Origin of the sequence: Burkholderia anthina, assembly GCF_902498995.1 — a bacterium.
GTDB classification, from domain to species: Bacteria; Pseudomonadota; Gammaproteobacteria; order Burkholderiales; family Burkholderiaceae; genus Burkholderia; species Burkholderia anthina.
The window spans coordinates 1-22,699 of the sequence record NZ_CABVLY010000005.1 but is presented as its reverse complement, the minus strand read 5'-3'; the positions used below and the strand labels follow the sequence as shown (position 1 = coordinate 22,699).

The window sequence follows — 22,699 nt, the reverse complement described above, 5'->3', positions numbered from 1 at the left end:
GCGACCGCCGGTCACGCGCGTTCGAGCACGGCCATCTCGCGCACCACCACGAGCAGCACCGCGAGGCTTGCGCCGCCCGACGCGCGCAGGTCGGCGAGCAGGTGCTCGTAGCGCTGCAGCGCGGCCTCGCGGCGTTCGCGCCACGCGTGGACGATCGTTTCGGGCGCCGTCGAATCCGACGATTCCGAGAGTGCGCTGCTCGCCAGCGCGCGCTTGAGCCGCGCGACTTCCGCGAGCGCCGCCGCGCGCGCCAGCATGTCCCAGTGCGTCGGGGTCGGGAGTGCCGCCGCGCGCTCGCCGATCCATCCGTAGTTGAGCAGTGTGCCGAGCGAGAAGTAGACGCCCGCGACGAGTTCGAGGCTGCGGTCGCAGGTGGCCGCCACTTCGGCGATGTCGAGCAGCGCGGCCGAGATGTCGCCGCTCGCGACGCGCACCGCCAGCGCACTGTCGACACCGGCGTCGACCAGCACGCGCTGCCGCTCGGACAGCGCGTCGAGCACGTCGGCCGGCAGCAGCGACGGCAACTGCGGCGCGATGCGCTGTACCGCGTCGCGGCAGCGCGCGATCAGCCCGGCGACGCCGCCGTCGGCCACCGCGCCCGACTGCAGATGCCGCAGGAACCACAGCGCCGCGCGTTCCAGCAGCCGCGCGACGTCGACGAACATGCGCGCCTGCACGTCGTCGGCGACCCGGTTGTCGAGCGCATCGATGTCGCGCCACACCGCATCGAGATCGAACACGTCGCGCGCCATGATGCACGCGCGCACGATGTCGCCCGGCTTCGCGTCGGTTTCCTCCATCAGCCGGTGCACGAACGTGCAGCCGACGCGGTTGACGAGCGCGTTGGTCAGGTGCGTCGCCAGAATCTCGCGGCGCAGCGGATGGCGGTGCATCGGTTCGCCGAAGCGCTGTTGCAGCGGCTTCGGGAAGTAGTCGACGAGCATCGCGGCGACGAGCGGATCCTCGGGCACGTCGGTTTCGAGCAGCGCGTCGTAGAGCCACATCTTGCTGTACGCGAGCAGCACCGCGCGCTCCGGCGACGTGAGGCCCTGTTTCGCGGCCTGCCGTTCGGCGATCTCGTCGTCGGTCGGCAGGAATTCGATCACGCGGTTCAGGCGGCCCGCGCGTTCGAGCCAGCGCATCAGGCGCGCCTCGGCGTCGAGCAGCTCGACGCTGTAGCGGCCCGCGATCGACAGCGCCTGCGTCTGGTAGTAGTTGTCGTGCAGCACGAGCAGGCCGACTTCGTCGGTCATTTCCGCGAGCAGGGCGTTGCGCTGCTTCTCGGTCATCTCGCCGTCGGTGACGACGAGCCCGAGCAGGATCTTGATGTTGACTTCGTGATCCGAACAATCGACGCCGGCCGAGTTGTCGATCGCGTCGGTGTTGATGCGCCCGCCGCGCTGCGCGAACTCGATGCGGCCGAACTGCGTGCAGCCGAGGTTGCCGCCTTCGCCGACGACCTTGCAGCGCAGGTCCGCGCCGTTCACGCGCACCGCGTCGTTCGCGCGATCGCCGACCTGCTGATGGGTTTCGTGCGCGGCCTTCACGTAGGTGCCGATGCCGCCGTTGTACAGCAGGTCGACCGGCGCCTGCAGGATCGCGCGGATCAGCTCGGTCGGCGGCAGCGCGTGCGCGTCGATGCCGAGCGCGGCCTGCACGGCCGGCGACAGCGGGATCGTCTTCGCGGTGCGCGGATAGACGCCGCCGCCCGACGAGATCGCGGCCGTATCGTAGTCGGCCCAGCTCGAGCGCTCGAGCGCGAACATCCGCTGGCGCTCCGCGAAGCTCGTCGCCGGATCGGGGTTCGGGTCGAGGAACACGTGCCGGTGATCGAAGGCCGCGACGAGCCGGATATGCGGCGACAGCAGCATCCCGTTGCCGAACACGTCGCCCGACATGTCGCCGACGCCGACCACGGTGAAGTCGGTCGTCTGCGTATCGACGCCCATCTCGCGGAAGTGCCGCTTCACCGATTCCCAAGCACCGCGCGCGGTGATCGCCATCTTCTTGTGGTCGTAGCCGACCGAGCCGCCGGACGCGAACGCGTCGTCGAGCCAGAAGCCGTATTCGTGCGAGATCGCGTTCGCGTAGTCGGAGAAGGTGGCCGTGCCCTTGTCGGCGGCGACGACCAGATACGGATCGTCGGGATCGTGCCGCACCACGTCGGGCGGCGGCACGATCGCGTTGCCGGCGAGGTTGTCGGTCAGGTCGAGCAGCCCGCGCAGGAACGTTTGATAGCACGCGACGCCTTCGCGCATCCACGCTTCGCGATCGCTCGGCGATGGCGGGTTCTTCACGACGAAGCCGCCTTTCGAGCCGACCGGCACGATCACGACGTTCTTCACCATCTGCGCCTTCATCAGCCCGAGCACTTCGGTGCGGAAATCCTCTCGGCGGTCGGACCAGCGCAGGCCGCCGCGCGCGACGCGCCCGCCGCGCAGGTGCACGCCCTCGACGCGCGGCGAATACACCCAGATCTCGAACATCGGTTTCGGTTCGGGCAGGCCCGGCACCTTCGCCGGGTTGAACTTGAACGACAGGTACGGCTTTGGTTCGCCGTTCGCGTCGCGCAGGAAATAGTTGGTGCGTCCGGTCGCGTTGATCACGCCGAGGAACTGGCGCAGGATCCGGTCCTCGTCGAGGTTCGGCACCTGGTCGAGGGCCGTCTCGATCGCCTTCAGCAAGCGTTCGGCCTGCACGTCGCGCGTGCCGCCCGTGTCGCCGGTGGCCGGATCGAAGCGCAGCAGGAACAGTTCGACGAGCTGTCGCGCGATCGCCGGATTGCCGGTCAGCGCGCGCTCGATGTATGCGTCGCTGAACGTCGAGCCGACCTGCCGCAGGTATTTCGCATACGCGCGCAGAATCGTGACCTCGCGCGCGCTCAGATGGGCGCGCAGCACGAGGCGGTTGAAATCGTCGTTCTCGATCCGGCCGCTCCAGATGCGATCGAACGCGTCTTCGAACAGGCCCTTCACGCGCTCGATGTCGAACTCGGTATCGTCGGCAAGTTCGAGCCCGAAGTCGTGTACCCACGCGTGCGCGGCATCCTGCGTCTGGATCCGGTACGGCCGTTCCTCGTCGACGCGCACGCCGAGATGTTCGAGCATCGGCAGGCTGCGCGACAGCGCGATCGGGTCGCCCGCGCGATACACCTTGAAGCGGAATGCGCGCGGTTCCGCCTCGATCGGGCGGTACAGGTTCATCGCGAGCTGGCCGGATGCCTTCACGCGTTCGATCAGCTCGATGTCGCGCACGGCCGTGCGCGCCGGATAGTCGTCGCGATAGCCGGCCGGGAACGAATCCGCATAGCGCTGCAGCAGGCGGTTGCCTTGCTCCTCGCCGAATGCGTCGAGCAGCGCGTCGGCCAGATCGTCCTGCCAGCGGCGCGCGACCTGCACGAGCCGCGTTTCGAGCTCGCGCGTGTCGACGTCGGGCATCGTGCCCGGTTCCGCATGGACGACGAAGTGAATGCGGGCGATCGCCGATTCCGACAGCAGCGGCGTGAATTCGACGTTCACGCCGTTGTACGCGTCGACGAGCAGCTTCGCGATGCGCCGGCGCAGGTCGGTGTTGTACTTGTCGCGCGGCACGAACGCGAGGCACGACACGAAGCGGTCGAAGCGGTCGCGCCGCACGAACAGGCGCGTGCGCTGATGTTCCTGCAGCCGCAGGATGCCGAGCGCGATGTCGTAGAGCTGGTCTTCGTCGGCCTGGAACAGTTCGTCGCGCGGATAGGTTTCGAGCACCGTCACCAGCGACTTGCCGAGATGTCCTTTCGGCAAGAAGCCCGCGCGCTGCACGATGTTTGCGCATTTGCGGCGCACGATCGGAATCTCGGTGTACGAGCCGAAATAGGCGGTCGACGTATAGAGCCCGATGAAGCGTCGCTCGCCCGCCACTTTCCCGTCGGGGCCGACGAGCTTCACGCCGACGTAGTCGAGATAGCCGGGCCGGTGCACGGTCGCGCGCGAATTCGCCTTGGTCACGAAGATCGGCCAGGGGCCGGTGATGATCTCGGCGGCGGCCGGCGGCAGCGGCGTCACGTCCGGCGCGCCGGACGGACGCAGCGCGTCGCGCAGCAGGCCGAGGCCCGGACTTTCCATCCCGCGCAGGCCGAAGCCCGGGCCGTCGGACACCAGCGCGTAATCGCGCTGGCCGAGGAAGGTGAAGTGGTCGGCCACCATCCATTCGAGGAACGCGCGCGCTTCGATGTCTTCCGCGGTCGATTCGCGGGCTTTCATGTCCTTGATCGTCGCGCGCGCGATGTCGACGATCTTCGGCCAGTCCTCGACCGATGCGCGCACGTCGCCGAGCACGCGCGCGATGTCGTCGCGCAGCGTGTCGAGCAGGGCGGCGTCGCCGCAGCGGTCGACTTCGAAATGGATGAACGATGCGAGTTGCGACCGGTTGTCGTCGGATGTTGCGCCGCCGGCGTCGACGCGCTCGATGCCGCCGTTGCTGCCGCGCCAGATGCGGAACACCGGATGCAGCGCGGAGTGCAGCGCGAGCCCCAGGCGGTTGACGGCCATCGTCACCGAGTCGACGAGAAACGGCATGTCGTCGTTGACGATCTCGATCACCGTGTGATCCGAGTGCCAGCCGTGCTGCTCGAGGATCGGGTTGTACACGCGCAGCCGCTCGCTGCCGGGCACGAATTTCTGGGCGGTCTGCCAGTGCGCCATGGCGGCGCCATACAGGTCGGCGATGCTGCGATTCTGCAGATCGTCGGCGTCGACGAAATCGTAGTAGTGACGCAAGAACGGTTCGACGATCCGGAACGTCGCTTCGGGCAGCCGCCCGCGCGCGAACTCGACGACGTCGGAGAGCAGGTGTGCGACGACTTCCTCGTTCTTCGCTTCCATGGCGGTCTCCTGTCGGGTGGCCATTGGCTGCTGCGTCTGTCCGGCATTATGCGCCGATTGCGTGACGGGACGATGTGCGGGCGCACAACGAAGGGGCATGCATGGGCGAGCCGACGCGCCAGTGCAAGCCCGCATGATGGCGGTGGGTGACGATTTACTGCATGATGTCGTACCCGTTTCGGCCGGTCCCCAGGGTGCGAGCCCACATTCGACGGTATCTGACAGTAAGTACGCGGTAAGCCATCTTCGGAGAAATTTGATAGATGAACATCACGCGCATGACCCCGTTTCGTCAAATGACCCGCATGTATCACGCGGTGCTGGATATTCAGAATTCGCTGTCGCAGTTCGCCGTGTCCGCGCAAACCAAAAGCGATCGTCACCTCGGCGATATCGAAGCGCTCAACGCGCGAATTGCGCAGTTGGAATCCACGTGCAGGGAATTGACCGACATGGTCAGGCAGCCGCCGCGCGTCGTCGAACGGCCGTTCGTGCCGTCTCCGCCGTTCACCGCCACCTCGCAACCCGGGGAGTTCGCGCGGTATTCAACCTGTAGCGTCGCGGATTTCTACCATCCGCGCTTCCTCGAAATCTGCGGGATGCTGAATCACCACTTCGTGTTTCACCGCAAATTGTGGGAATGGGTTTTCGTGATCCACCATTTGCTGCAGTCGGGCGAGGTGAAACCGGGCGCGCGCGGGCTGGTATTCGGCGTCGGCAGCGAGCGATTACCGGCGCTGTTCGCGAAGCTGGGCGCGCAGATCGTCGCGACCGACGCGCCGGAGGAAATCGGCGAAGCGAACGGCTGGAAAGCCACCGGCCAGCACAGCGCGGCGTCGTCGCAGATTCGCTACGAGGACATCGTCGACGGACGCCTGTTCGACGAGCGCGTGTCTTACGAGGCGTGCGACATGAATCACATTCCGGACCATCTGCGCGATTTCGACTTCAACTGGTCGTCGTGCTGCTTCGAGCATCTCGGCGATCTCGAGGCCGGCAAGCAGTTCGTCGTCAATGCGGTGGAAAAGTGCCTGCGCGTGGGCGGTGTCGCGGTCCATACGACGGAATTCAACCTGACCTCCGACGACGACACGCTCGACAGCGGACAAACCGTGCTGTACCGCCGTCGCGACATGGTGGAGCTGGTCGAGCGGCTGAGAAGCCGCGGGCACGAGGTCCAGCCGTTCGTTGTCGCGCCGGACGCGCACCCGCTCGATTTTCACGTCGACGCGCCGCCTTACAAGAACATCCCGCATCTGAAGCTGGCGTACGAGAAGTACGTGGGCACGTCGGTCGGGTTGGTCGTCAGGCGCGGTCGGTAGCCGGGCGAAGCTGCGTCGAGCCTGGCGTTGCGTCTGTTCGGCGCCATGCACGCGACGGCGTGACGGCGAGACGTGCGGACGCACACCGCTTGACGACGCCGAGCGGGACACCCCCGCCCGTCATCCGCCCGCTGCCGGCGTCAGCGCTCGTCGCTCCACAGCTTCCCGGCCGTCGCCCAGTTTTCCTTCTTCACGTCGGCAAGGATGATGTCGACCGAGCCCGGGTCGCAGCCGAGCGTCTCGCACGTGACGCGCGTGATCGCTTCGACGAATGCGCGCTTCTGCTCGACCGTGCGGCCTTCGAACAACTGGATATTGAAAGTCGGCATGACTGAATGCTCCGATGGTTGGGGGTGAACGATTCGTCGGGATAGTGGCGACGGCGGCCGGTCAGTCGCGATACGACCGGTCGATCCGGTCGAGACGGCGCAGCAGCGCAGGCCATTCCAGTGCGCCTTCGATCGCGCCGCCGTCGCGCAACTGCTCGGCCGTGCGGTCGGCGACAGCGGGTTCGGGCAGCACCAGCGGCCCGCGGCCTGCCTGCGCACGCACCTGGATGTCGCAGGCCTTGATCAGCGTATCCATCAGCACGTAAGCCTCGGCGACCGTGCGGCCGACCGTCAGCGTACCGTGGTTGCGCAGCAGCATCGCGGATTTCGCGCCGAGGCTCGCGGTCAGCCGCGCGCCTTCGGCCGGCGAGAACGCGAGCGCTTCGTAGTCGTGGTACGCAAGGTCGCCATGAAACCTCAGCGCGTGCTGCGACGCGGGCAGCAGCCCGTCGCGCTGGATCGACACCGCGATGCCGGCGGTATTGTGCAGATGCATCACGCAGACGGCGTCCGGCCGCGCGGCGTGCACGGCCGCGTGCAGCGCGAAGCCCGTCACGTTGACCGCGTGTTCGCTGTCGCCGATCCGGTTGCCCGCCAGGTCGATCTTCACGAGGTTCGACGCACACACTTCGTCGAACGTGAGACCGAACGGGTTGATCAGGAAATGGCCGGGCTCGCCCGGCACCGTCGCGGAAAGGTGCGTGTAGATCAGGTCGTCCCAGCCGTTCAGCGCGACGAGGCGATAGGTGGCGGCGAGATCGATGCGCAGCCGGCGCTCGGCGTCCGAGATCGGACCGCCGGGTTTCACGGCATCAGGACGGTGTGCGAATGACGACATCGGGTTCTCCGAGGGTAAAGCGGCGCGCGACGGCCACCGTGATCCACGACGCGAGCGCGAACGGCGCGGTGAGCGCGACGATGCCCGCCTGCATCGCAAACCACTGGATCAGCGCGGCCAGCGCGGCGGCCGCCAGCGCCGCGCGGGTGCCGCGCGACATCAGCGCGAGTGCGGCGAGTGCGCCGTTGAAGCCTAGCAGGCCGTCGGCGAACGTGGCGCCGCTCGCGCCGAGCGTGACCAGCAGCACGGTCGACACGATCGCGCCGGCCAGCGCGAGCGCGGCCGCGCGTCGCGATGCGGCGGCGATGCCGGCGACGATCAGCGCGCCGGCCCACGCGCCTTGCGCGAACGTGGTTTGTGCGACGCCCGACAGCAGCGCGGGGGCGAACGATTCGAGCGTCGGAGCGGTCGCGGCAGACATCGCGCCTGCATGCTGCGCCGCGACAAACGGCAGCCACAGCACGGTGGCGACGAGGCACGGGCTCGAATACGGACATTGCCGCCATTTCGCGAGCGGCGTGCGGATCGCGCGCTGCACGAGCCCGGCGCCGGTCGCGGCGAGCGGCACCAGCGCGAGTGTCGCGAGCGCGCTCGGGGCGAACAGCACGACCACCAGCGCGGCCAGCGCGCCGTTGAAGCCGTGCAGTCCCTGTTCGACGTCGCGGCGCGGTGCGCCGGTCAGCACCGCGGTCAGGTTCGCGCCCGCCGCGCCGACGAGCGCCGCGCACGCGAGCCGCAGGTCGGTCAGCGCAAGGGCGGCGACCAGCATCGCGCCCGTGAACGCGTTCGCCTGCAGCACGATCTGTCCGATACTGCGCAGCAGGATGCGCAGGTCGATCGACGGCGAAGCGGAGCGGGCGGTAGGCATGGTGACGGCGGAACAGGACGAGCCGCGAGCATAGGACACAATGTCATGCACCGGAATAGGGAATTCTGGATAGTCGGAATTTGTGGCGGGTGCCCTGAAGTGGGGCAAGGAGCGGCGGTCGGTGCTATTCCGGAGCGCGGATCAGCGTTTTCGCCGGATTTGTAAGACCGGATAGCAGGTTCGGATCGTTGCTATTGTTTTCGTGCATGCAAGGAGACGGAACGATGCGGGAAGTGCGCTGGGCGTCGCTCGAGGGCGACGGGATCGAACATCTGACGTTCGAGCGGGGCGACGGCGGCATCGTCGTCGAAAGCGCGGTGGTCGGCCAGCGGTACGGCCGCGCGTACGGGCTGGCGTACCGGGTCGAGTGCGATCCGCGGTGGCGGGTGACGTACGCGGCGCTCCGGGTGATGGGCGGCGGCACGCTCGAACTGCGCGGCGACGGGGCGGGGCACTGGCGCGACGGAGCAGGCCGCGCGCTGCCGGAACTGGACGGCTGCGTCGATATCGACATCGCGGCCACGCCGTTCACGAATGCGTTGCCGATCGGCCGCCTTGGCCTCGCGCGCGGCGAACGGCGGCCGATCGACGTCGCCTACATCTCGACGCCGGACCTGACCGTGAAGCCGGTCAAGCAGGCCTATGCGTGCATCGAGCCCGGCCGGCGCTATCGCTACGAAGGGATCTTCCGGGATTTCACCGCGGAAATGGACATCGACGCCGACGGGCTCGTGATCGACTACGAAACGCTGTTCAAGCGCCTGCCGACGATGCGCTGAATCGCTGCGGGCGCTGTCGTCGCGACCGCCGGCCTTTCCTGCGCCGTCGCGAACCGATCGATCCGCGATGCGATCAGATCGGGATCGCGCAGCACGATCCAGTGTGCGCCGTCGATTTCCTCGCGCACGTGCTCACCGAGCCAGCGGTCGAGATCGATCGACATCTCCGGCGTCACATAGCGATCGCGCACCGGCACGAGAATCTGCACCGGCGCCTGCGCGTGCCGTTCGCGCGGCTTGCTCGCCCGCGCGAGGAAATTCGCGCGATAGAGTTTCAGCCCGTTCAGCGCATTCTTCAGCTGGGAAGGATCGCGTTCCGGCCGCACGCGTTCGGTGAGCTGCAGCCAGCGCGGCCACAGCGCGGCGGCGCCGAGCCGCCAGACCAGCGACGGCACGACCGGCAGATGGAAGAACGCGATGTACCACGACTTCAGGCTTTGCCTGAGCCGCATCTTCGCGCGGAACACGTGATCGAGGCACGGGCCGGAGATCGACGTGTACGACGCGATCCGGCCGCGAAACGCCGGGTCGGTCACGGCCTCCCAGCACTGGATCGAGCCCCAGTCGTGGCCGACCAGATGGAACGGCCGGCCGCCGCAGGTCGCGTCGGCGACGGCCCTCAGGTCGTCCGCGAGCCGCGCGAGCGCGTAGTCCGCCCGGCGGCGCGGCGCATCGGACGCACCGGCGCCGCGCACGTCGTACGCGATCACGCGATAGCGCTTCGCGAGCCGTGCGCGGATCGGCGCCCACACGGCCGCCGAATCGGGGTAGCCGTGCACCAGGATCAGCGGCGGCGCGCGACGCGGGCCGCTGACGTAGACGGCGAGTTTCACGTCGCCGGAGCGGACGGGCAGCATCTCGTGTGCGCGCGCCATGGCGTCATGCCTGCGGAACCGGATGCAGCGGCACGCGGCGCGGCGCGGCCTGTGCCGCATAGCGCGCGTTGGTCGCATCGATGTTCGCGAGCAGCGTGTCGAGGCCCTGCAGATACTGGTGGTTGTCGTGGTCCCACGGATGGAAGCCCGGACGGAAATAGTCGAGCCATTCGCCCGCGATGCTCGGGAACACGCCGGTCTTCGGGCTGTACAGATACTTCACGAGACGCCACATGCCGCCGAACCCGCCGTGCCTGCGACGATGCGACAGCATCAGCCGCACGTGGAAGTCGAACACGATCGTCCAGAACATCGCGGTGGTCAGCAGCATCGTGGTGGTGCGCAGCAGGTAGCGGCCGATGCCCGGCTTCATCACGGCGTTCCATACGTCGTACGACACGGCCTTGTGCTCCGTTTCCTCCATCGCGTGCCACATCCACATCTGCTGATAGCCTTCGACCGACCCGTCGATCCGGTGCTCGTGGCCCGACAGCAGCTGGTTCGCGAGGATCGCGGTGTAGTGCTCGAGCGCGATCGTGATCGCGAGCTGCATCGAGTGCGGCAGCACTTTCCTGAAGAAGCCGAGGATCGTCCACAGCCGCTTGTCGAGCTTGTGCGCGGGCAGGCCGGACGATTGCAGCAGGTCGTTGTACTCGATGTGCTCGCGCGTGTGCATCGCTTCCTGGCCGATGAAGCCGAGCACCTGCTTCTTCAGCTCCGGATCCTCGATGCGGTCGCGATAGTTGCGCACCGAGTCCATGAAGAAGCGCTCGCCGGCCGGGAACAGCAGCGACAGCGCGTTCATGAAGTGCGTGACCGGCACGCCCTGGACGTGCCAGTCCTTCGCGTGTTCGGGCGGCAGCGCGAACCGGATGTCGCGCCGCACGGGCATCATGTTCGGGGTTGTCATGATTGTTCTCCTCCCTGATTGCCTGCGTTGTTGTAGGTGGCGTGAAGCGGGGCGGCCGTCGGCGCGCCGTAGCGGGCCGCCGTGCGGCGGGCCTTCGCGGCCTCGCGGCGCGACTTCAGCACGACGAGCGCCTGATACGCGGCCGGCAGCACGCGCACCATCCAGTCGGCGGCCTTGGCGTCGCGGCCGATCAGCACGCGGCGCTTGTTCCTGCGCACGCCGGCGAGGATCGTGCGCGCCGCGTCGTCCGGCGTCGTGATGAAGAACTTCTCGAAGTCGTCCTTGCCTTGCTGCTCGCTCTCGATCATGAAGCCGATCATGTTCTTCGCGATGCGGCTCGACTGCGCGATGTTGGTGCGGATGCCGCCCGGATGCACGCAGGTGGCCGACACGCCGCAGCGCTGCATGTCGAGCTCCTGGCGCAGCGATTCGGTGAAGCCGCGCACCGCGTACTTGGTCGCGTTGTAGCCGCTCATCCCCGGCTGCGCGAAGATCCCGAAGATGCTCGACGTGTTGATCACGTGGCCGTCGCCGGTCGCCTTCAGGTGCGGCAGGAATGCTTTCGTGCCGTGCACGACGCCCCAGAAGTTGATGTTCATGATCCACTCGAGATCGCTGTATTCCATGCCGTCGATCGTGCTCGACAGCGCGACGCCCGCGTTGTTGAACACGAGGTTGATCTTGCCGTGTTCCCGCGCGGTTTCGTCGGCCCACGCGAACATCGCGTCGCGGTCGCCGACGTCGAGCACGCGCGTCGAGACGCGCACCTTCGGCGCGATCGCGCGGACGATCCGCTCGGTTTCGGCGAGGCCGACGCCGTTCTTGTCGGCGAGCGACACGTGGCAGCCGGCCTGCGCGAGCTGGACCGCGAGCGAGCGGCCCATGCCCGAGCCTGCGCCCGTGATCGCGGCGACCTTGTTGGCGAAATCTCTCATGTCGGTGGCTCCTTGTCTGACTCAGGCCGCTTCGATGGAAGCGGAAGCGGCGGGCGCGGCGACGGGCCGCGCGCTGGTGTCGTATTGCGGCGCGCGATACGCGTGGTAATCGGCGATCGAGAAGTGCGCGGTCGCCTGGCGGAAGCGCCAGGTGAAGCCCGGCCACAGCGTCGTGTTCTTGCCGGTGCGCGGATCGAGATACCAGCTCTTGCAGCCGCCGGTCGACCAGATCGCCTTCTTCAGCTTGCCTTGCAGCGCGCTGTTGAACTGCGCCTCGACGAGCGGGCGCACCTCGATCGCATCCGCGCGTTCGCGGTGCATTGCCTGCAGCGCGCCGAGGATGTATTCGATCTGCGACTCGATCATGAACACCATCGAGTTGTGGCCGAGGCCCGTGTTCGGGCCGACGATCATGAAGAAGTTCGGGTAGCCCGGCAGCGTCGTGCCGAGATACGCGTGCGCGCCGTCGCGCCACGCATCGACGATGTCGAGGCCGCCGCGGCCGATGATCGCGCCGCGCGGATACGGGTCGGCGACCTGGAAGCCCGTGCCGTAGATCAGGCAGTCGACTTCATGGCGCTTGCCGTCGGTCGTCACGACCGCATCGGCTTCGATGTGGTCGATGCCGGTCGTGATCACGTCGACGTTCTTGCGCGACAGCGCCGGGTAGTAGTCGTTCGAGATCAGCACGCGCTTGCAGCCGAGCGTGTAGTCCGGCGTGACGGCCTGGCGCAGCGCCGGATCGGGAATCTGCTTGCGGATGTGGCGCAGCGCGAGCTTCTGCACGTTCTTCATCAGCCCCGGATGGATCGCGAAGCCGAGCACGCGCGATTCGAGCATCCAGTAGATGCCGCTGCGCACGGCCTTCTGCGTGAACGGCAGCGTACGGAACAGCCACTTCTCCACGCCGCTCAGGTTGCGGTCGGGTTTCGGCATGATCCACGGCGGCGTGCGCTGGAACAGCGCGAGCGCCTTCACGCGCGGCGCGATCTGCGGCACGAACTGGATCGCGCTCGCGCCGGTGCCGATCACCGCGACGCGCTTGCCTTCGAGCGCGTAGTCGTGATCCCACTGCTGCGAATGGAACGCGCGGCCCTGGAAGGTTTCGACGCCGGGAATCGCCGGCAGCGCGGCGCGCGACAGGCCGCCCATTCCCGACACCAGCACGCGCGCCGACAGCCGCTTGCCGTTCGCGAACGTGAGGCGCCAGCGCTGCGCGGCTTCGTCGTACTCGGCGCGCCGCAACTCGTGGTTCAGGCGCAGGTGCGGGCCGACGCCGAAGCGCTGCACGCAGTCTTCCAGATACGCGCGGATTTCCGGCTGCGGCGCGAACATGCGCGTCCAGCGCGGGTTCGGCGCGAACGAGAACGAATAGACGTGCGATTGCACGTCGCATGCACACCCGGGGTAATGATTGTCGCGCCACGTGCCGCCGACCGACGCCGCCTTTTCGAGGACGACGAAGTCGGTGACGCCTGTTTGCCGCAGGCGAATGGCCATCCCGAGACCGGCGAAGCCGGTGCCGATGATGGCGATGTCGATGGTTTCGTCCAGGCCGTCGTGGCCGGGCGGGCCGAAAGGCAACGTGCGAGCATTCATCCGGGTGTCTCCGATTTGGCTCATTTTCGAATGTTACATTGTTTGATGTAACGATAGTGGGTGAGCCCGGAAACCGCAAGAGGCTAGAAGCGGCGCTCTAAGGGCCGGAAGCCACGCGGGAAAAGGCTGAGCGGGGTTTGGAACGGTTCGGTTTCCGCATCGCGGGAGGCGCGGAAACGGCCGTCGGCGGGGCGTGGGAGGCAGCGGGCGAGGCCGCCGGCATGCGGCGGCCTGTTTGAAACACAATCAGGGACGGATCGAGCGGGCGGTCGTCTCATGGAAAACCCCGGCCACGATCGTGACCTGCGCGAGCGCGTAGAGCCCCCAGATCAGGTAGTCGATGCCGGGAAAGCCGCCGAGGAAGCGGCCGACGCCGATCAGCGTGTCGGAGCCGACGAAGATCAGGCTGCCGACGGCGACCAGCGGGCCGCGCGTGCGGGCCGCCAGCGCGAAGCTCGCCATCGCGCACAGCACGAGCATGTAGACGGCTACCGGCGCGAGCAGGTCGCCCAGGTGCGGCAGGAACGCGGCGTAGAACGCCGGCGCGGCGATCCACAGCGCGATCAGCGCGACGATGCGCCAGCCGTGCGGCCGCGCGCGCCAGCGCAGGAAGATCGCGCAGTAGCACAGATGCGTGAGCAGGAAGGCGCCGAGGCCGAGCACGAACGACAGCGGCCAGTCGGGCAGCGCGAGCAGCACGTCGCCGAGCACGGCCGTCGCGAGCGCGGCGCACAGCCACGTGCGTTCGCGCGGCGCGGCGCAGGTGCTGCCGGCCGCGAGCAGCAGGATGCCCATTGCCGCTTTCGCGGCCGCCTGGCCGGGATAGGGGGCGGCCGCGAGCGACAGTCCGTACAGCAACGCGGCGGCGACGGCGAGCGGCCAGAGCCGGCGATAGGTGGCGGGAAGCGTGGCGATCAAGGCGGGGGTCTCCGGGTTCTCGTTGTCTGCGGCCGATGGCGGTGCCTTCGCGGCCGTGACTGCCGGCCATTATCCGGAAGAACGGTGGCGCGGGAACCGGCGAATCCTTCTAGATCGGTCGTGACGACGGCAGTGGCGGCGTGGTGTCATTTCGTCGCGCCGGGCGAGACGGACGCCCCGCGCAGGGGGGCCACCGGCTGGCGCCGTAAAGTTGCTTGCGCAACCATGTGGCGCCTTTTTGAAGGTGCCGGCCGGTTGCTCGCCGTCGAACCGATCGGACAACCGGACCGGCTGCCTCGAGGGCTGCGTCACGCGGCGCTGACCGGATTTCGCGACGCCATCGGAGCGGCGCGGCATGCGCGCGAACGATCGTGCATCTGTCGCGCCCGGTGCGGCGTGGCCGATTATTCGGCCGTCTGGTCGGCGAGCATCCGTTTCAGCGTTCGTGGATGAACGCTGAAATACTGCGCGACGTCGGTCATCGACTGGGTCTTCAGCATCTCCAGCGCCTGTGCGCGTTGCTGCGCGTCGAGCGCGCGCTTGCGACCGAGTGCCTTCCCGCGCGCCCGTGCCGCTGCCATGCCGGCGCGCGTTCGTTCGCTGATCAGGCTTCGCTCGAACTGGGCGAGGGCGGCCATCATGTGAAAGATCAGGATGCCGCCCGAGGATTTCGTATTGATCGATTCCATGATCGAACCGAACTGAACGCCGCGGCCCTCGAGATGCGTGACGAGATCCACCAGTTTGCCGAGCGAGCGGCCAAGGCGATCGAGACGCCAGACCATCAGCAAATCACCGGATGCGAGCTTTTCCAGCGCGGCATCGAGGCCGGGGCGGCAGAAGTCGGCGCCGGAGATGCCCTGATCGCTGAAGATCCTGTTGCAGCCGGCCTGGGTCAACGCATCGATCTGCAATTGCAGATTCTGTTCGTCCGTCGACACCCGTGCATATCCGATGATCATGTCGTCCTCCGCTTTCGTTCTAGGCCGAAGGCAAGACAGGCGTGCATGCAGGGTTGTGTGATCCTCTCGTATCGATGTCGCGTCATTCGATGGCGACGTTCTTGTATTTGCTTCAATACCTTCAATTTAACCTCTTAATAAGGGTGGCTATCCCGCCGGACCGGGCAGCTGACAACCGGCGAGCGGCCGCTGCCTCGGACGGGGCGAGGTTCGGCGCTTTTGAGTCCCGATTGCTGAAATGAGACGGTATATGCCGCTTTTAAATTTGAACGGCAACGCTATTCGGCGATCGGCGACGCACGGAATTTTGCAATTGGGAATTAACCCGGTGCCGGAGTCGCGGGCTATCAAAAAGCACGAAAACGTTTAAATGCGGGGAGATATATTCGTCCCACCATTCCAATCGTTAAGAATGGTTAACTTCAGGGCGCCCGTGTAAATTCTACTGGACAAAAAGGGTCGGTTTTGTCCGGCCCATCAGCAAGCCGGGCACCCCCTGATACGACGGACCTTCGCCGGTACCGAAGAGCTTTTCTAGGAATTTGATACAAGGGACCGGTTTTGTTCAGGCCCCGAGTTGGCGGCGAAATGCAAAAAATTCCAAGGATTCACGTTTGGTCCGGCTTTTGCCCTGCTCGTCATCCGTTTCGGAGTACCTCTGAGTCGGTAATTATTGCTGATCGTTGAGTGCGGATAATCACTGAAAGACAGTGGAGTGGATGTGTTGTCAATCAGCAACAAGTCACCAGCGAATGCGATGCCTGCGAGGTCGAGTCGTACGCGTTGCCGGCAACGCGTGCCGCTTCGTCGAAGCGATTTTCCAGGGAGCGGGTATTTTTCGATTCGAATTAACTGATATTTAATTTGTAGATTCCTGGCGAATTATTGAGCTGATCGATTGAATTTCTGTTTTATGGATTGACAGGCGGCATCAAATGGGCAAACCCGCTGAAGAGATGGATCGACCGGATTGCGGCGGCATATTCGCGCAGGCAAGCCAGATGATTGCCGCTTTGTTGAGCGTGTCTTCTCTCGAGCACATCGAGGATGTGGACGCGTATGTCGGCTCGCTGGAGGCCGTCGTGTTCGAACTCATAGCACGGCGCGTCGACAGGGCATCACGATGCGCGGCACGGGCGGCATACAGGCAGGGTATCGCGACGGGATTTCGTGATTCGGCGCAGCGCGTGTCGCGTGACGCGCTGCCGGGCGCGTCGAGGCATTCGCAACGGCAGGTATCGCCGCAATTGACGGCGATAAGACAGGCGGGCGAAGAGCATGGCCGGGCGATTCGGCTCGAGATTGCTCGAGGGAGGGCGATGGCTCACGGTGACTGACGACGTGCACGGGGCTGGGCGGACCGTAGGCGGGATCGAGTAGCGCATCGTGTTTCCATGCGTTCAGGATCATGAAAATAAATAAGTATTCCTATTTATAAACTCAAGGGCCGTGCGAGGAACAACGTCGTGAGACGGCGCGTGAGCCGAAAAGGTGATGAAGATGAACAAGTCATACCGGACCATTTGGAATGAGTCGCTTGGGGCGTGGGTTGCGGCTTCGGAGCTTGCAACCGCAAGAGGAAAGCGCAGTCGCTCGTCGAAGATTCAGACTGCGGCAGGGTTGCTGCTGATCGGCGCGGTACAGCTGGCGCAAGGGAACACGATTGCGTTTTCTGGTGCGCAGGCTTGTGGAAACAGTGGCGGAGTGGGGCCGGACGGGACGAGATCCTATGCTGCCGGCTCGCTTCCGGTCGATGGCAGCGGCACCTATACGACCGTCGCAGGTTGCAGCGCGAATGGCGCCAATCTTCTCGGGGTCACGCTTTTTGGCGCGTATGCGGCTGCAACGGGCGACGGTGCGGTCGCGTTGGGCATGGGGGCGAGTGCCGGGAAATGGGCGACGTCGCTCGGCTTGCAAACCACTGCATCCGGCGTATCGTCGGTCGCGATCGGTTTCAATGCCACCGCCGCCGGAACGGGGTCCGGGAGTATCGCGGTCGGTAATGCCGCCGTTGCGACGGGGGGATCGAACAGTATCGCGATTGGCACGAATGCCTTTGCGAACGGCGGAGGCGCCGGGAATTCGATGGCGGTCGGCAATCTGGCGACTGCCACGGGAAACAATGCATCCGCGTTGGGGAACGGTGCGGTCGCAAGTAACGTGAATGCGTCGGCACTGGGCACGCAGGCAGTGGCGTCCGGGTCGGCTTCGGTGGCGGCCGGCACCAAGGCAACTGCGTCGGGAGCCAATTCCGTTGCCATCGGAAATACATCCACGGCGGCGGCAGCTTCGGCGGTGGTGCTCGGCGACACGAACGTCGTGGCCGCCACCGCAGGCACGGGCTCGACGGCGATCGGCTACAAATCGAGCGTCACGGGCGGTACCGGCGCCGTGGCCATCGGCAGCCAGCAGACGGTCAGCGGTAACGGTGCCGTCGCCATCGGCGATCCGAACAGCGCGACCGGCACGGGCGCCGTTGCCGTCGGCGCGAACAATACCGCGAACGGGCAAGGCGCGCTCGCGCAGGGCAACAGCAACACGGCGACCGGCCAGGGATCCATCGCGCTCGGCAATACGTCGACCGCCGGCAGCGCGGGCGCGCTGGCGCTGGGCGACACGGCGAGCGTGGCCGCCGCGGCCACAAAAGGCGTCGCGCTCGGCGCGGGGGCGGCGGCCAACAATGCGAACGATGTTGCGCTCGGCGCCAATTCGGTGACGGCCGCGTCGAACCCGACGGCGACGGGCACGATCGGCGGCGTGACGTACAACTACGCGGGCGCGGCGCCGACGAGCGTCGTGAGCGTGGGCGCCGCCGGTGCGGAGCGCCAGATTACCAACGTGGCGGCGGGGCGCGTGACGGCGACCAGTACCGACGCGATCAACGGGTCGCAATTGTTCGCGACCAACACGGCGATTAACAGCCTGTCGACGTCGACGTCGACGGGTCTTTCAACGGCGACGAGCTCGATCACGTCGCTGTCGACGTCGGCATCGACGGCGATCGTTGCAGCGAAGACGCATTACTACAGCGTGAATGACAACGGCACGCAGCAGGGCAACTACAACAATGACGGCGCCACGGGTGCCAACTCGCTCGCGGCCGGGGTGGCGGCGTCGGCGTCGGGGGTAAGCAGTATCGCGATCGGCAAGGGCGCGCTGGCATCGAATCAGAGTGCCTCCGCGCTCGGCGACTCCGCCACCGCTTCCGGCACCGGCGGTTTGGCGCTGGGCTTCGGGACGGTGGCATCGGGCTATTCGTCCATGGTAATCGGGAATACATCGACCGCATCGGGCCAGGGAAGCGTGGCGATGGGGACCGGCGCGCAGGCGATTGCAAATGGGGCCTACGCACTGGGGTCGAGTGCAACGGCGTCAGGCGTTTCGAGCCTGGCGGCGGGCATCAACACGAAAGCGATCGGCGGCAATTCCGCCGCGCTCGGGCAAGGTTCGATCGCGACCGGTTCGCTTTCTCTTGCCGCGATGCAAGGCGCGAATGCATTCGGTGATAGCAGCGTCGCGCTGGGCGTGAACAGTCAGGCGGGCGCATCGGGTTCGACGACGCTCGTCGACGACGTGTCGATCGGGAAGAATTCGACGGCGAGCGGAGGATCTTCCGTTTCGCTCGGGGTGGCCTCGAAGGCTCTGGCTGGTTCAGGTGTTTCGATCGGCAATAGCGCGAGCGCGGTTGCCGCGGGGGGGGTGGCGCTCGGCCAAAACGCGGCGGCCAACAATGCGAACGATGTCGCGCTGGGCTCGCGGTCGGTGACGGCGGCGGCGAATCCGACGGCGACGGGTACGGTCGGCGGCGTGACATATAACTATGCCGGTACGACGCCGGCTAGCGTGGTGAGCGTGGGCGCGCCGGGCGCGGAGCGTCAGATCACGAACGTGGCGGCCGGTCGGGTCACGGCGACGAGCACGGATGCGATCAACGGGTCGCAGTTGTTCGCGACGAACACGGCGATCGACAGTTTGTCCACCTCGACGTCGACGGGTCTGTCGAGTGCGACGAGTTCGATCACATCGCTGTCGACGGGTTTGTCGTCGACGAACAGCAGCGTGACGTCGTTGTCGACGTCGACGTCGACAGGGTTGTCGAGCGCGACGAGTTCGATTACGTCCTTGTCGACCTCGACGTCCACAGGCTTGTCGAGCGCGACAAGTTCGATCACGTCACTGTCTACCTCGACTTCGACGGCGATCGAGGCGGCGAAGACGCACTATTACAGCGTGAACGACAACGGCACGCAGCAAGGCAACTACAACAACGACGGCGCGACCGGCATCAACGCACTGGCAGCCGGCACGAATGCCACGGCGGCGGGCGCCAGCGCAGTCGCGATCGGTGACGGCGCGACCGGCAGCGCGGCCGGTACGGTAGCAGCGGGTCAGAACGCAGTAGCGAACAACGCCGGTGACGTGGCGTTGGGTTCGAACTCGGTGACGGCGGCGGCGAATCCGACGGCCTCGGGCACGGTGGGCGGCACGACCTACAACTACGCGGGTACCACGCCGACGAGCGTGGTGAGCGTGGGCGCACCGGGCGCGGAACGCCAGATCACGAACGTGGCAGCGGGTCAGGTGACGGCAACCAGTACGGATGCGATCAACGGTTCGCAGCTGTTCGCGACGAACACGGCGATCGACAGTCTGTCGACGTCGACGTCAACCGGTCTGTCGAGTACAACGAGTTCGATCGCGTCGCTGTCGACATCGACCTCGACGGGTCTGTCGACGACGGACAGCAATGTGGCGTCGCTGTCGACATCGACGTCCACGGGCCTGTCGAGTGCGACGAGTTCGATTACGTCCTTGTCGACCTCGACGTCGACCGCGGTCAACGCCGCGAAAACGCACTACTACAGCGTGAACGACAACGGCACGCAGCAGGGCAACTACAACAACGACGGCGCGACCGGCATCAATGCACTGGCAGCCGGCACGAACGCCACGGCGGCGGGCGCCAGCGCAGTCGCGATCGGTGACGGCGCGACCGGCAGCGCGGCCGGTACGGTAGCAGTGGGTCAGAGCGCAGTGGCGAACAACGCCGGTGACGTGGCGTTGGGTTCGAACTCGGTGACGGCGGCGGCGAATCCGACGGCCTCGGGCACGGTGGGCGGCACGACCTACAACTACGCGGGCACGACGCCGACGAGCGTGGTGAGCGTGGGCGCGCCGGGCGCGGAACGCCAGGTCACGAACGTGGCTGCGGGTCAGGTGACGGCGACGAGCACGGATGCGATCAACGGTTCGCAACTGTTCGCGACGAACACGGCGATCGACAGTCTGTCGACCTCGACGTCAACCAGTTTGTCGAGCACGACGAGTTCAATCATGTCTTTGTCGACCTCGACCTCAACAGGTATCACGTCGTTGTCGACGGGTCTGTCGTCGACGGACAGCAATGTGGCGTCGCTGTCGACATCGACGTCCACGGGCCTGTCGAGTGCGACGAGTTCGATTACGTCCTTGTCGACCTCGACGTCGACCGCGGTCAACGCCGCGAAAACGCATTACTACAGCGTGAACGACAACGGCACGCAGCAAGGCAACTACAACAACGACGGCGCGACCGGCATCAACGCGCTGGCGGCGGGTACGAATGCCACGGCGGCAGGTGCAAGCGCGGTGGCGGTCGGCGACGGCGCGACTGGCAGCGCGGCCGGTACGGTTGCAGTGGGTCAGAACGCAGTAGCGAACAACGCCGGTGACGTGGCGCTGGGCGCGAACTCGGTGACGGCGGCGGCGAATCCGACGGCCTCGGGCACGGTGGGCGGCACGACCTACAACTACGCGGGTGCCACGCCGACGAGCGTGGTGAGCGTGGGCGCACCGGGCGCGGAACGCCAGATCACGAACGTGGCGGCGGGTCAGGTGACGGCGACGAGCACGGATGCGATCAACGGTTCGCAACTGTTCGCGACGAACACGGCGATCGACAGTCTGTCGACGTCGACGTCAACCGGTCTGTCGAGTACAACGAGTTCGATCGCGTCGCTGTCGACCTCAACCTCGACGGGTATCGGCTCGCTGTCGACGGGGCTGTCGACGACGGACAGCAACGTTGCATCGCTGTCCACGTCGACGTCGACCGGCATCGGTTCGTTGTCGACCGGGTTGTCGACGACCGACAGTAGCGTTGCATCGCTGTCGACTTCCACGTCGACTGCGGTCAACGCGGCGAAGACGCACTATTACAGCGTGAACGACAACGGCACGCAGCAGGGCAACTACGATAACGACGGCGCGACCGGCATCAACGCTCTGGCGGCCGGGACCAACGCCACGGCGGCAGGTGCGAGTGCGGTGGCGGTGGGCGACGGCGCGAACGCGAATTCTGATGGCGCGGTGGCAATCGGCCAGAACGCGATGGCCACGGGCGGTCAGGCCGTATCGATCGGCGTGGGCAACACGGCGAGCGGTGACGGCGCGGTGGCGATCGGCGATCCGAACGTCGCGACGGGCACGGGTGCGGTGGCGATGGGCGCGAACAACACGGCGAACGGTCAGGGCGCGGTGTCGCTGGGCAACGCGAACGTCGCGACGGGCCAGGGTTCTGTCGCGTTGGGCAACACGTCGTCGGCGAACGCAGCGGGTTCGATCGCGCTCGGTTCGAACGCGGTGGCGAACAACGCGAACGATGTGGCGCTGGGTTCGAATTCGGTGACGGCGGCGCCGAACCCGACGGCGACGGGTACGGTGGGCGGCGTGACATACAACTATGCGGGTACCACGCCGACGAGCGTGGTGAGCGTGGGCGTGCCGGGCGCGGAACGTCAGGTCACGAACGTCGCAGCCGGTCAGGTGACGGCGACGAGCACGGACGCAATCAACGGCTCGCAACTGTTCGCGACGAACACGGCCATTGACAGCCTGTCGACCTCCTCGTCGACCGGCCTGTCGAGCGCGACGAGTTCGATTACGTCCTTGTCCACCTCGACTTCGACGGGCATTACGTCGCTGTCGACGGGGCTGTCGTCGACAGACAGCAACGTGACGTCGTTGTCGACGTCGACGTCCACGGGTCTGTCGAGCGCGACGAGTTCGATTACCTCCTTGTCCACCTCGACTTCGACGGGCATTACGTCGTTGTCGACGGGTCTGTCGTCGACGGACAGCAACGTGACATCGCTGTCGACGTCGACGTCCACGGGTCTGTCGAGCGCGACGAGTTCGATTACGTCCTTGTCCACCTCGACCTCGACCGGCATTACGTCGCTGTCGACGTCGACATCCACGGGTCTGTCGAGCGCGACAAGTTCGATCACGTCACTGTCTACCTCGACTTCGACAGCGATCGAGGCGGCGAAGACACATTACTTCAGCGTGAACGACAACGGCACGCAGCAAGGCAACTACAACAACGACGGCGCGACCGGCATCAACGCGCTGGCGGTGGGTACGAATGCCACGGCGGCGGGCGCCAGCGCAGTCGCGATCGGTGACGGCGCGACCGGCAGCGCGGCCGGTACGGTTGCAGTGGGTCAGAACGCAGTAGCGAA

Annotated in this window: 14 protein-coding genes and 1 pseudogene; 5 read left to right on the top strand and 10 right to left on the bottom strand. The window is 66.4% G+C overall.

Annotated elements, in window-relative coordinates; all coding sequences use genetic code 11:
* Positions 1–11: 11 nt before the first annotated feature.
* A complete protein-coding gene (locus BME24068_RS08605) occupies positions 12–4,862 on the bottom strand; it encodes an NAD-glutamate dehydrogenase (RefSeq protein ID WP_174925792.1) in 4,851 nt (1,616 codons plus the stop codon).
* Positions 4,863–5,125: 263 nt separating this feature from the next.
* Here BME24068_RS08605 and BME24068_RS34955 point away from each other — a divergent pair, with 263 nt between their 5' ends.
* Positions 5,126–6,184 (top strand): SAM-dependent methyltransferase, encoded by a 1,059-nt coding sequence (locus BME24068_RS34955; protein WP_239008109.1) that lies wholly within the window; start codon positions 5,126–5,128, stop codon positions 6,182–6,184.
* Between the two features lie 140 nt (positions 6,185–6,324).
* Here BME24068_RS34955 and BME24068_RS08595 read toward each other — a convergent pair whose 3' ends face one another.
* The 3 genes from BME24068_RS08595 to BME24068_RS08585 form a co-directional block, all read right to left on the bottom strand.
* A complete protein-coding gene (locus BME24068_RS08595; protein WP_014898956.1) occupies positions 6,325–6,513 on the bottom strand; it encodes a 4-oxalocrotonate tautomerase in 189 nt (62 codons plus the stop codon).
* A 61-nt stretch (positions 6,514–6,574) separates the two neighbouring features.
* A complete protein-coding gene (locus tag BME24068_RS08590; protein ID WP_174925791.1) occupies positions 6,575–7,351 on the bottom strand; it encodes a class II aldolase/adducin family protein in 777 nt (258 codons plus the stop codon).
* Positions 7,326–8,219: an urea transporter gene (locus tag BME24068_RS08585; RefSeq protein WP_174925790.1), complete on the bottom strand. Its 894-nt coding sequence runs from the start codon at positions 8,217–8,219 to the stop codon at positions 7,326–7,328. The genes BME24068_RS08590 and BME24068_RS08585 overlap by 26 nt, the downstream gene beginning before the upstream one ends.
* Positions 8,220–8,443: 224 nt before the next feature.
* Between BME24068_RS08585 and BME24068_RS08580 the strand changes: the two genes are divergently transcribed.
* Positions 8,444–8,998: a putative glycolipid-binding domain-containing protein gene (locus BME24068_RS08580; protein ID WP_174925789.1), complete on the top strand. Its 555-nt coding sequence runs from the start codon at positions 8,444–8,446 to the stop codon at positions 8,996–8,998.
* Here BME24068_RS08580 and BME24068_RS08575 read toward each other — a convergent pair.
* The 6 genes from BME24068_RS08575 to BME24068_RS08550 all read right to left on the bottom strand — a co-directional run bounded on the left by BME24068_RS08575 (position 8,959) and on the right by BME24068_RS08550 (position 15,197).
* A complete protein-coding gene (locus BME24068_RS08575; RefSeq protein ID WP_174925788.1) occupies positions 8,959–9,873 on the bottom strand; it encodes an alpha/beta fold hydrolase in 915 nt (304 codons plus the stop codon). The two genes, BME24068_RS08580 and BME24068_RS08575, sit on opposite strands and share 40 nt — an antisense overlap.
* A 4-nt stretch (positions 9,874–9,877) precedes the next feature.
* The gene (locus tag BME24068_RS08570; RefSeq protein WP_096501081.1) at positions 9,878–10,783 is read right to left on the bottom strand and encodes a metal-dependent hydrolase; all 906 of its coding nucleotides are present in this window, start codon (positions 10,781–10,783) and stop codon (positions 9,878–9,880) included.
* On the bottom strand, positions 10,780–11,718 hold the full coding sequence (locus BME24068_RS08565; RefSeq protein WP_174925787.1) for an SDR family NAD(P)-dependent oxidoreductase: 939 nt from the start codon (positions 11,716–11,718) through the stop codon (positions 10,780–10,782). Before BME24068_RS08565 ends, BME24068_RS08570 begins: the two co-directional genes overlap by 4 nt.
* A 21-nt stretch (positions 11,719–11,739) precedes the next feature.
* The gene (locus tag BME24068_RS08560) at positions 11,740–13,317 is read right to left on the bottom strand and encodes a flavin-containing monooxygenase (RefSeq protein ID WP_096501077.1); all 1,578 of its coding nucleotides are present in this window, start codon (positions 13,315–13,317) and stop codon (positions 11,740–11,742) included.
* Between the two features lie 246 nt (positions 13,318–13,563).
* Complete coding sequence (locus tag BME24068_RS08555; protein ID WP_174925786.1) at positions 13,564–14,235, bottom strand: lysoplasmalogenase; 672 nt, start codon at positions 14,233–14,235, stop codon at positions 13,564–13,566.
* Between the two features lie 404 nt (positions 14,236–14,639).
* Positions 14,640–15,197, bottom strand: a complete 558-nt coding sequence (locus BME24068_RS08550; RefSeq protein WP_096501073.1) for a recombinase family protein — start codon at positions 15,195–15,197, stop codon at positions 14,640–14,642.
* 935 nt (positions 15,198–16,132) lie between these two features.
* On the opposite strand from BME24068_RS08550, the gene BME24068_RS08545 reads away from it, so the two are divergent.
* The 3 genes and pseudogenes from BME24068_RS08545 to BME24068_RS08540 all read left to right on the top strand — a co-directional run.
* Positions 16,133–16,534 carry a hypothetical protein gene (locus tag BME24068_RS08545; RefSeq protein ID WP_174925785.1) on the top strand — a complete coding sequence of 134 codons (402 nt, stop codon included), beginning with the start codon at positions 16,133–16,135 and terminating at the stop codon, positions 16,532–16,534.
* A gap of 157 nt (positions 16,535–16,691) precedes the next feature.
* Positions 16,692–17,315, top strand: a pseudogene (locus BME24068_RS35495) (ESPR-type extended signal peptide-containing protein); the annotation flags it as partial.
* Between the two features lie 201 nt (positions 17,316–17,516).
* Positions 17,517–22,699 (top strand): beta strand repeat-containing protein (locus tag BME24068_RS08540; RefSeq protein ID WP_244962169.1); only part of this gene is annotated, 5,183 nt, incomplete at its 3' end.

Bases quoted from the DNA above. Each gene is read 5' to 3' on its own strand.
- BME24068_RS08605 (WP_174925792.1), bottom strand. From the start codon at position 4,862: ATGGAAGCGAAGAACGAGGAAGTCGTCGCACACCTGCTCTCCGACGTC.
- BME24068_RS34955 (WP_239008109.1), top strand. From the start codon at position 5,126: ATGAACATCACGCGCATGACCCCGTTTCGTCAAATGACCCGCATGTAT.
- BME24068_RS08595 (WP_014898956.1), bottom strand. From the start codon at position 6,513: ATGCCGACTTTCAATATCCAGTTGTTCGAAGGCCGCACGGTCGAGCAG.
- BME24068_RS08590 (WP_174925791.1), bottom strand. From the start codon at position 7,351: ATGTCGTCATTCGCACACCGTCCTGATGCCGTGAAACCCGGCGGTCCG.
- BME24068_RS08585 (WP_174925790.1), bottom strand. From the start codon at position 8,219: ATGCCTACCGCCCGCTCCGCTTCGCCGTCGATCGACCTGCGCATCCTG.
- BME24068_RS08580 (WP_174925789.1), top strand. From the start codon at position 8,444: ATGCGGGAAGTGCGCTGGGCGTCGCTCGAGGGCGACGGGATCGAACAT.
- BME24068_RS08575 (WP_174925788.1), bottom strand. From the start codon at position 9,873: ATGGCGCGCGCACACGAGATGCTGCCCGTCCGCTCCGGCGACGTGAAA.
- BME24068_RS08570 (WP_096501081.1), bottom strand. From the start codon at position 10,783: ATGACAACCCCGAACATGATGCCCGTGCGGCGCGACATCCGGTTCGCG.
- BME24068_RS08565 (WP_174925787.1), bottom strand. From the start codon at position 11,718: ATGAGAGATTTCGCCAACAAGGTCGCCGCGATCACGGGCGCAGGCTCG.
- BME24068_RS08560 (WP_096501077.1), bottom strand. From the start codon at position 13,317: ATGAATGCTCGCACGTTGCCTTTCGGCCCGCCCGGCCACGACGGCCTG.
- BME24068_RS08550 (WP_096501073.1), bottom strand. From the start codon at position 15,197: ATGATCATCGGATATGCACGGGTGTCGACGGACGAACAGAATCTGCAA.
- BME24068_RS08545 (WP_174925785.1), top strand. From the start codon at position 16,133: ATGGGCAAACCCGCTGAAGAGATGGATCGACCGGATTGCGGCGGCATA.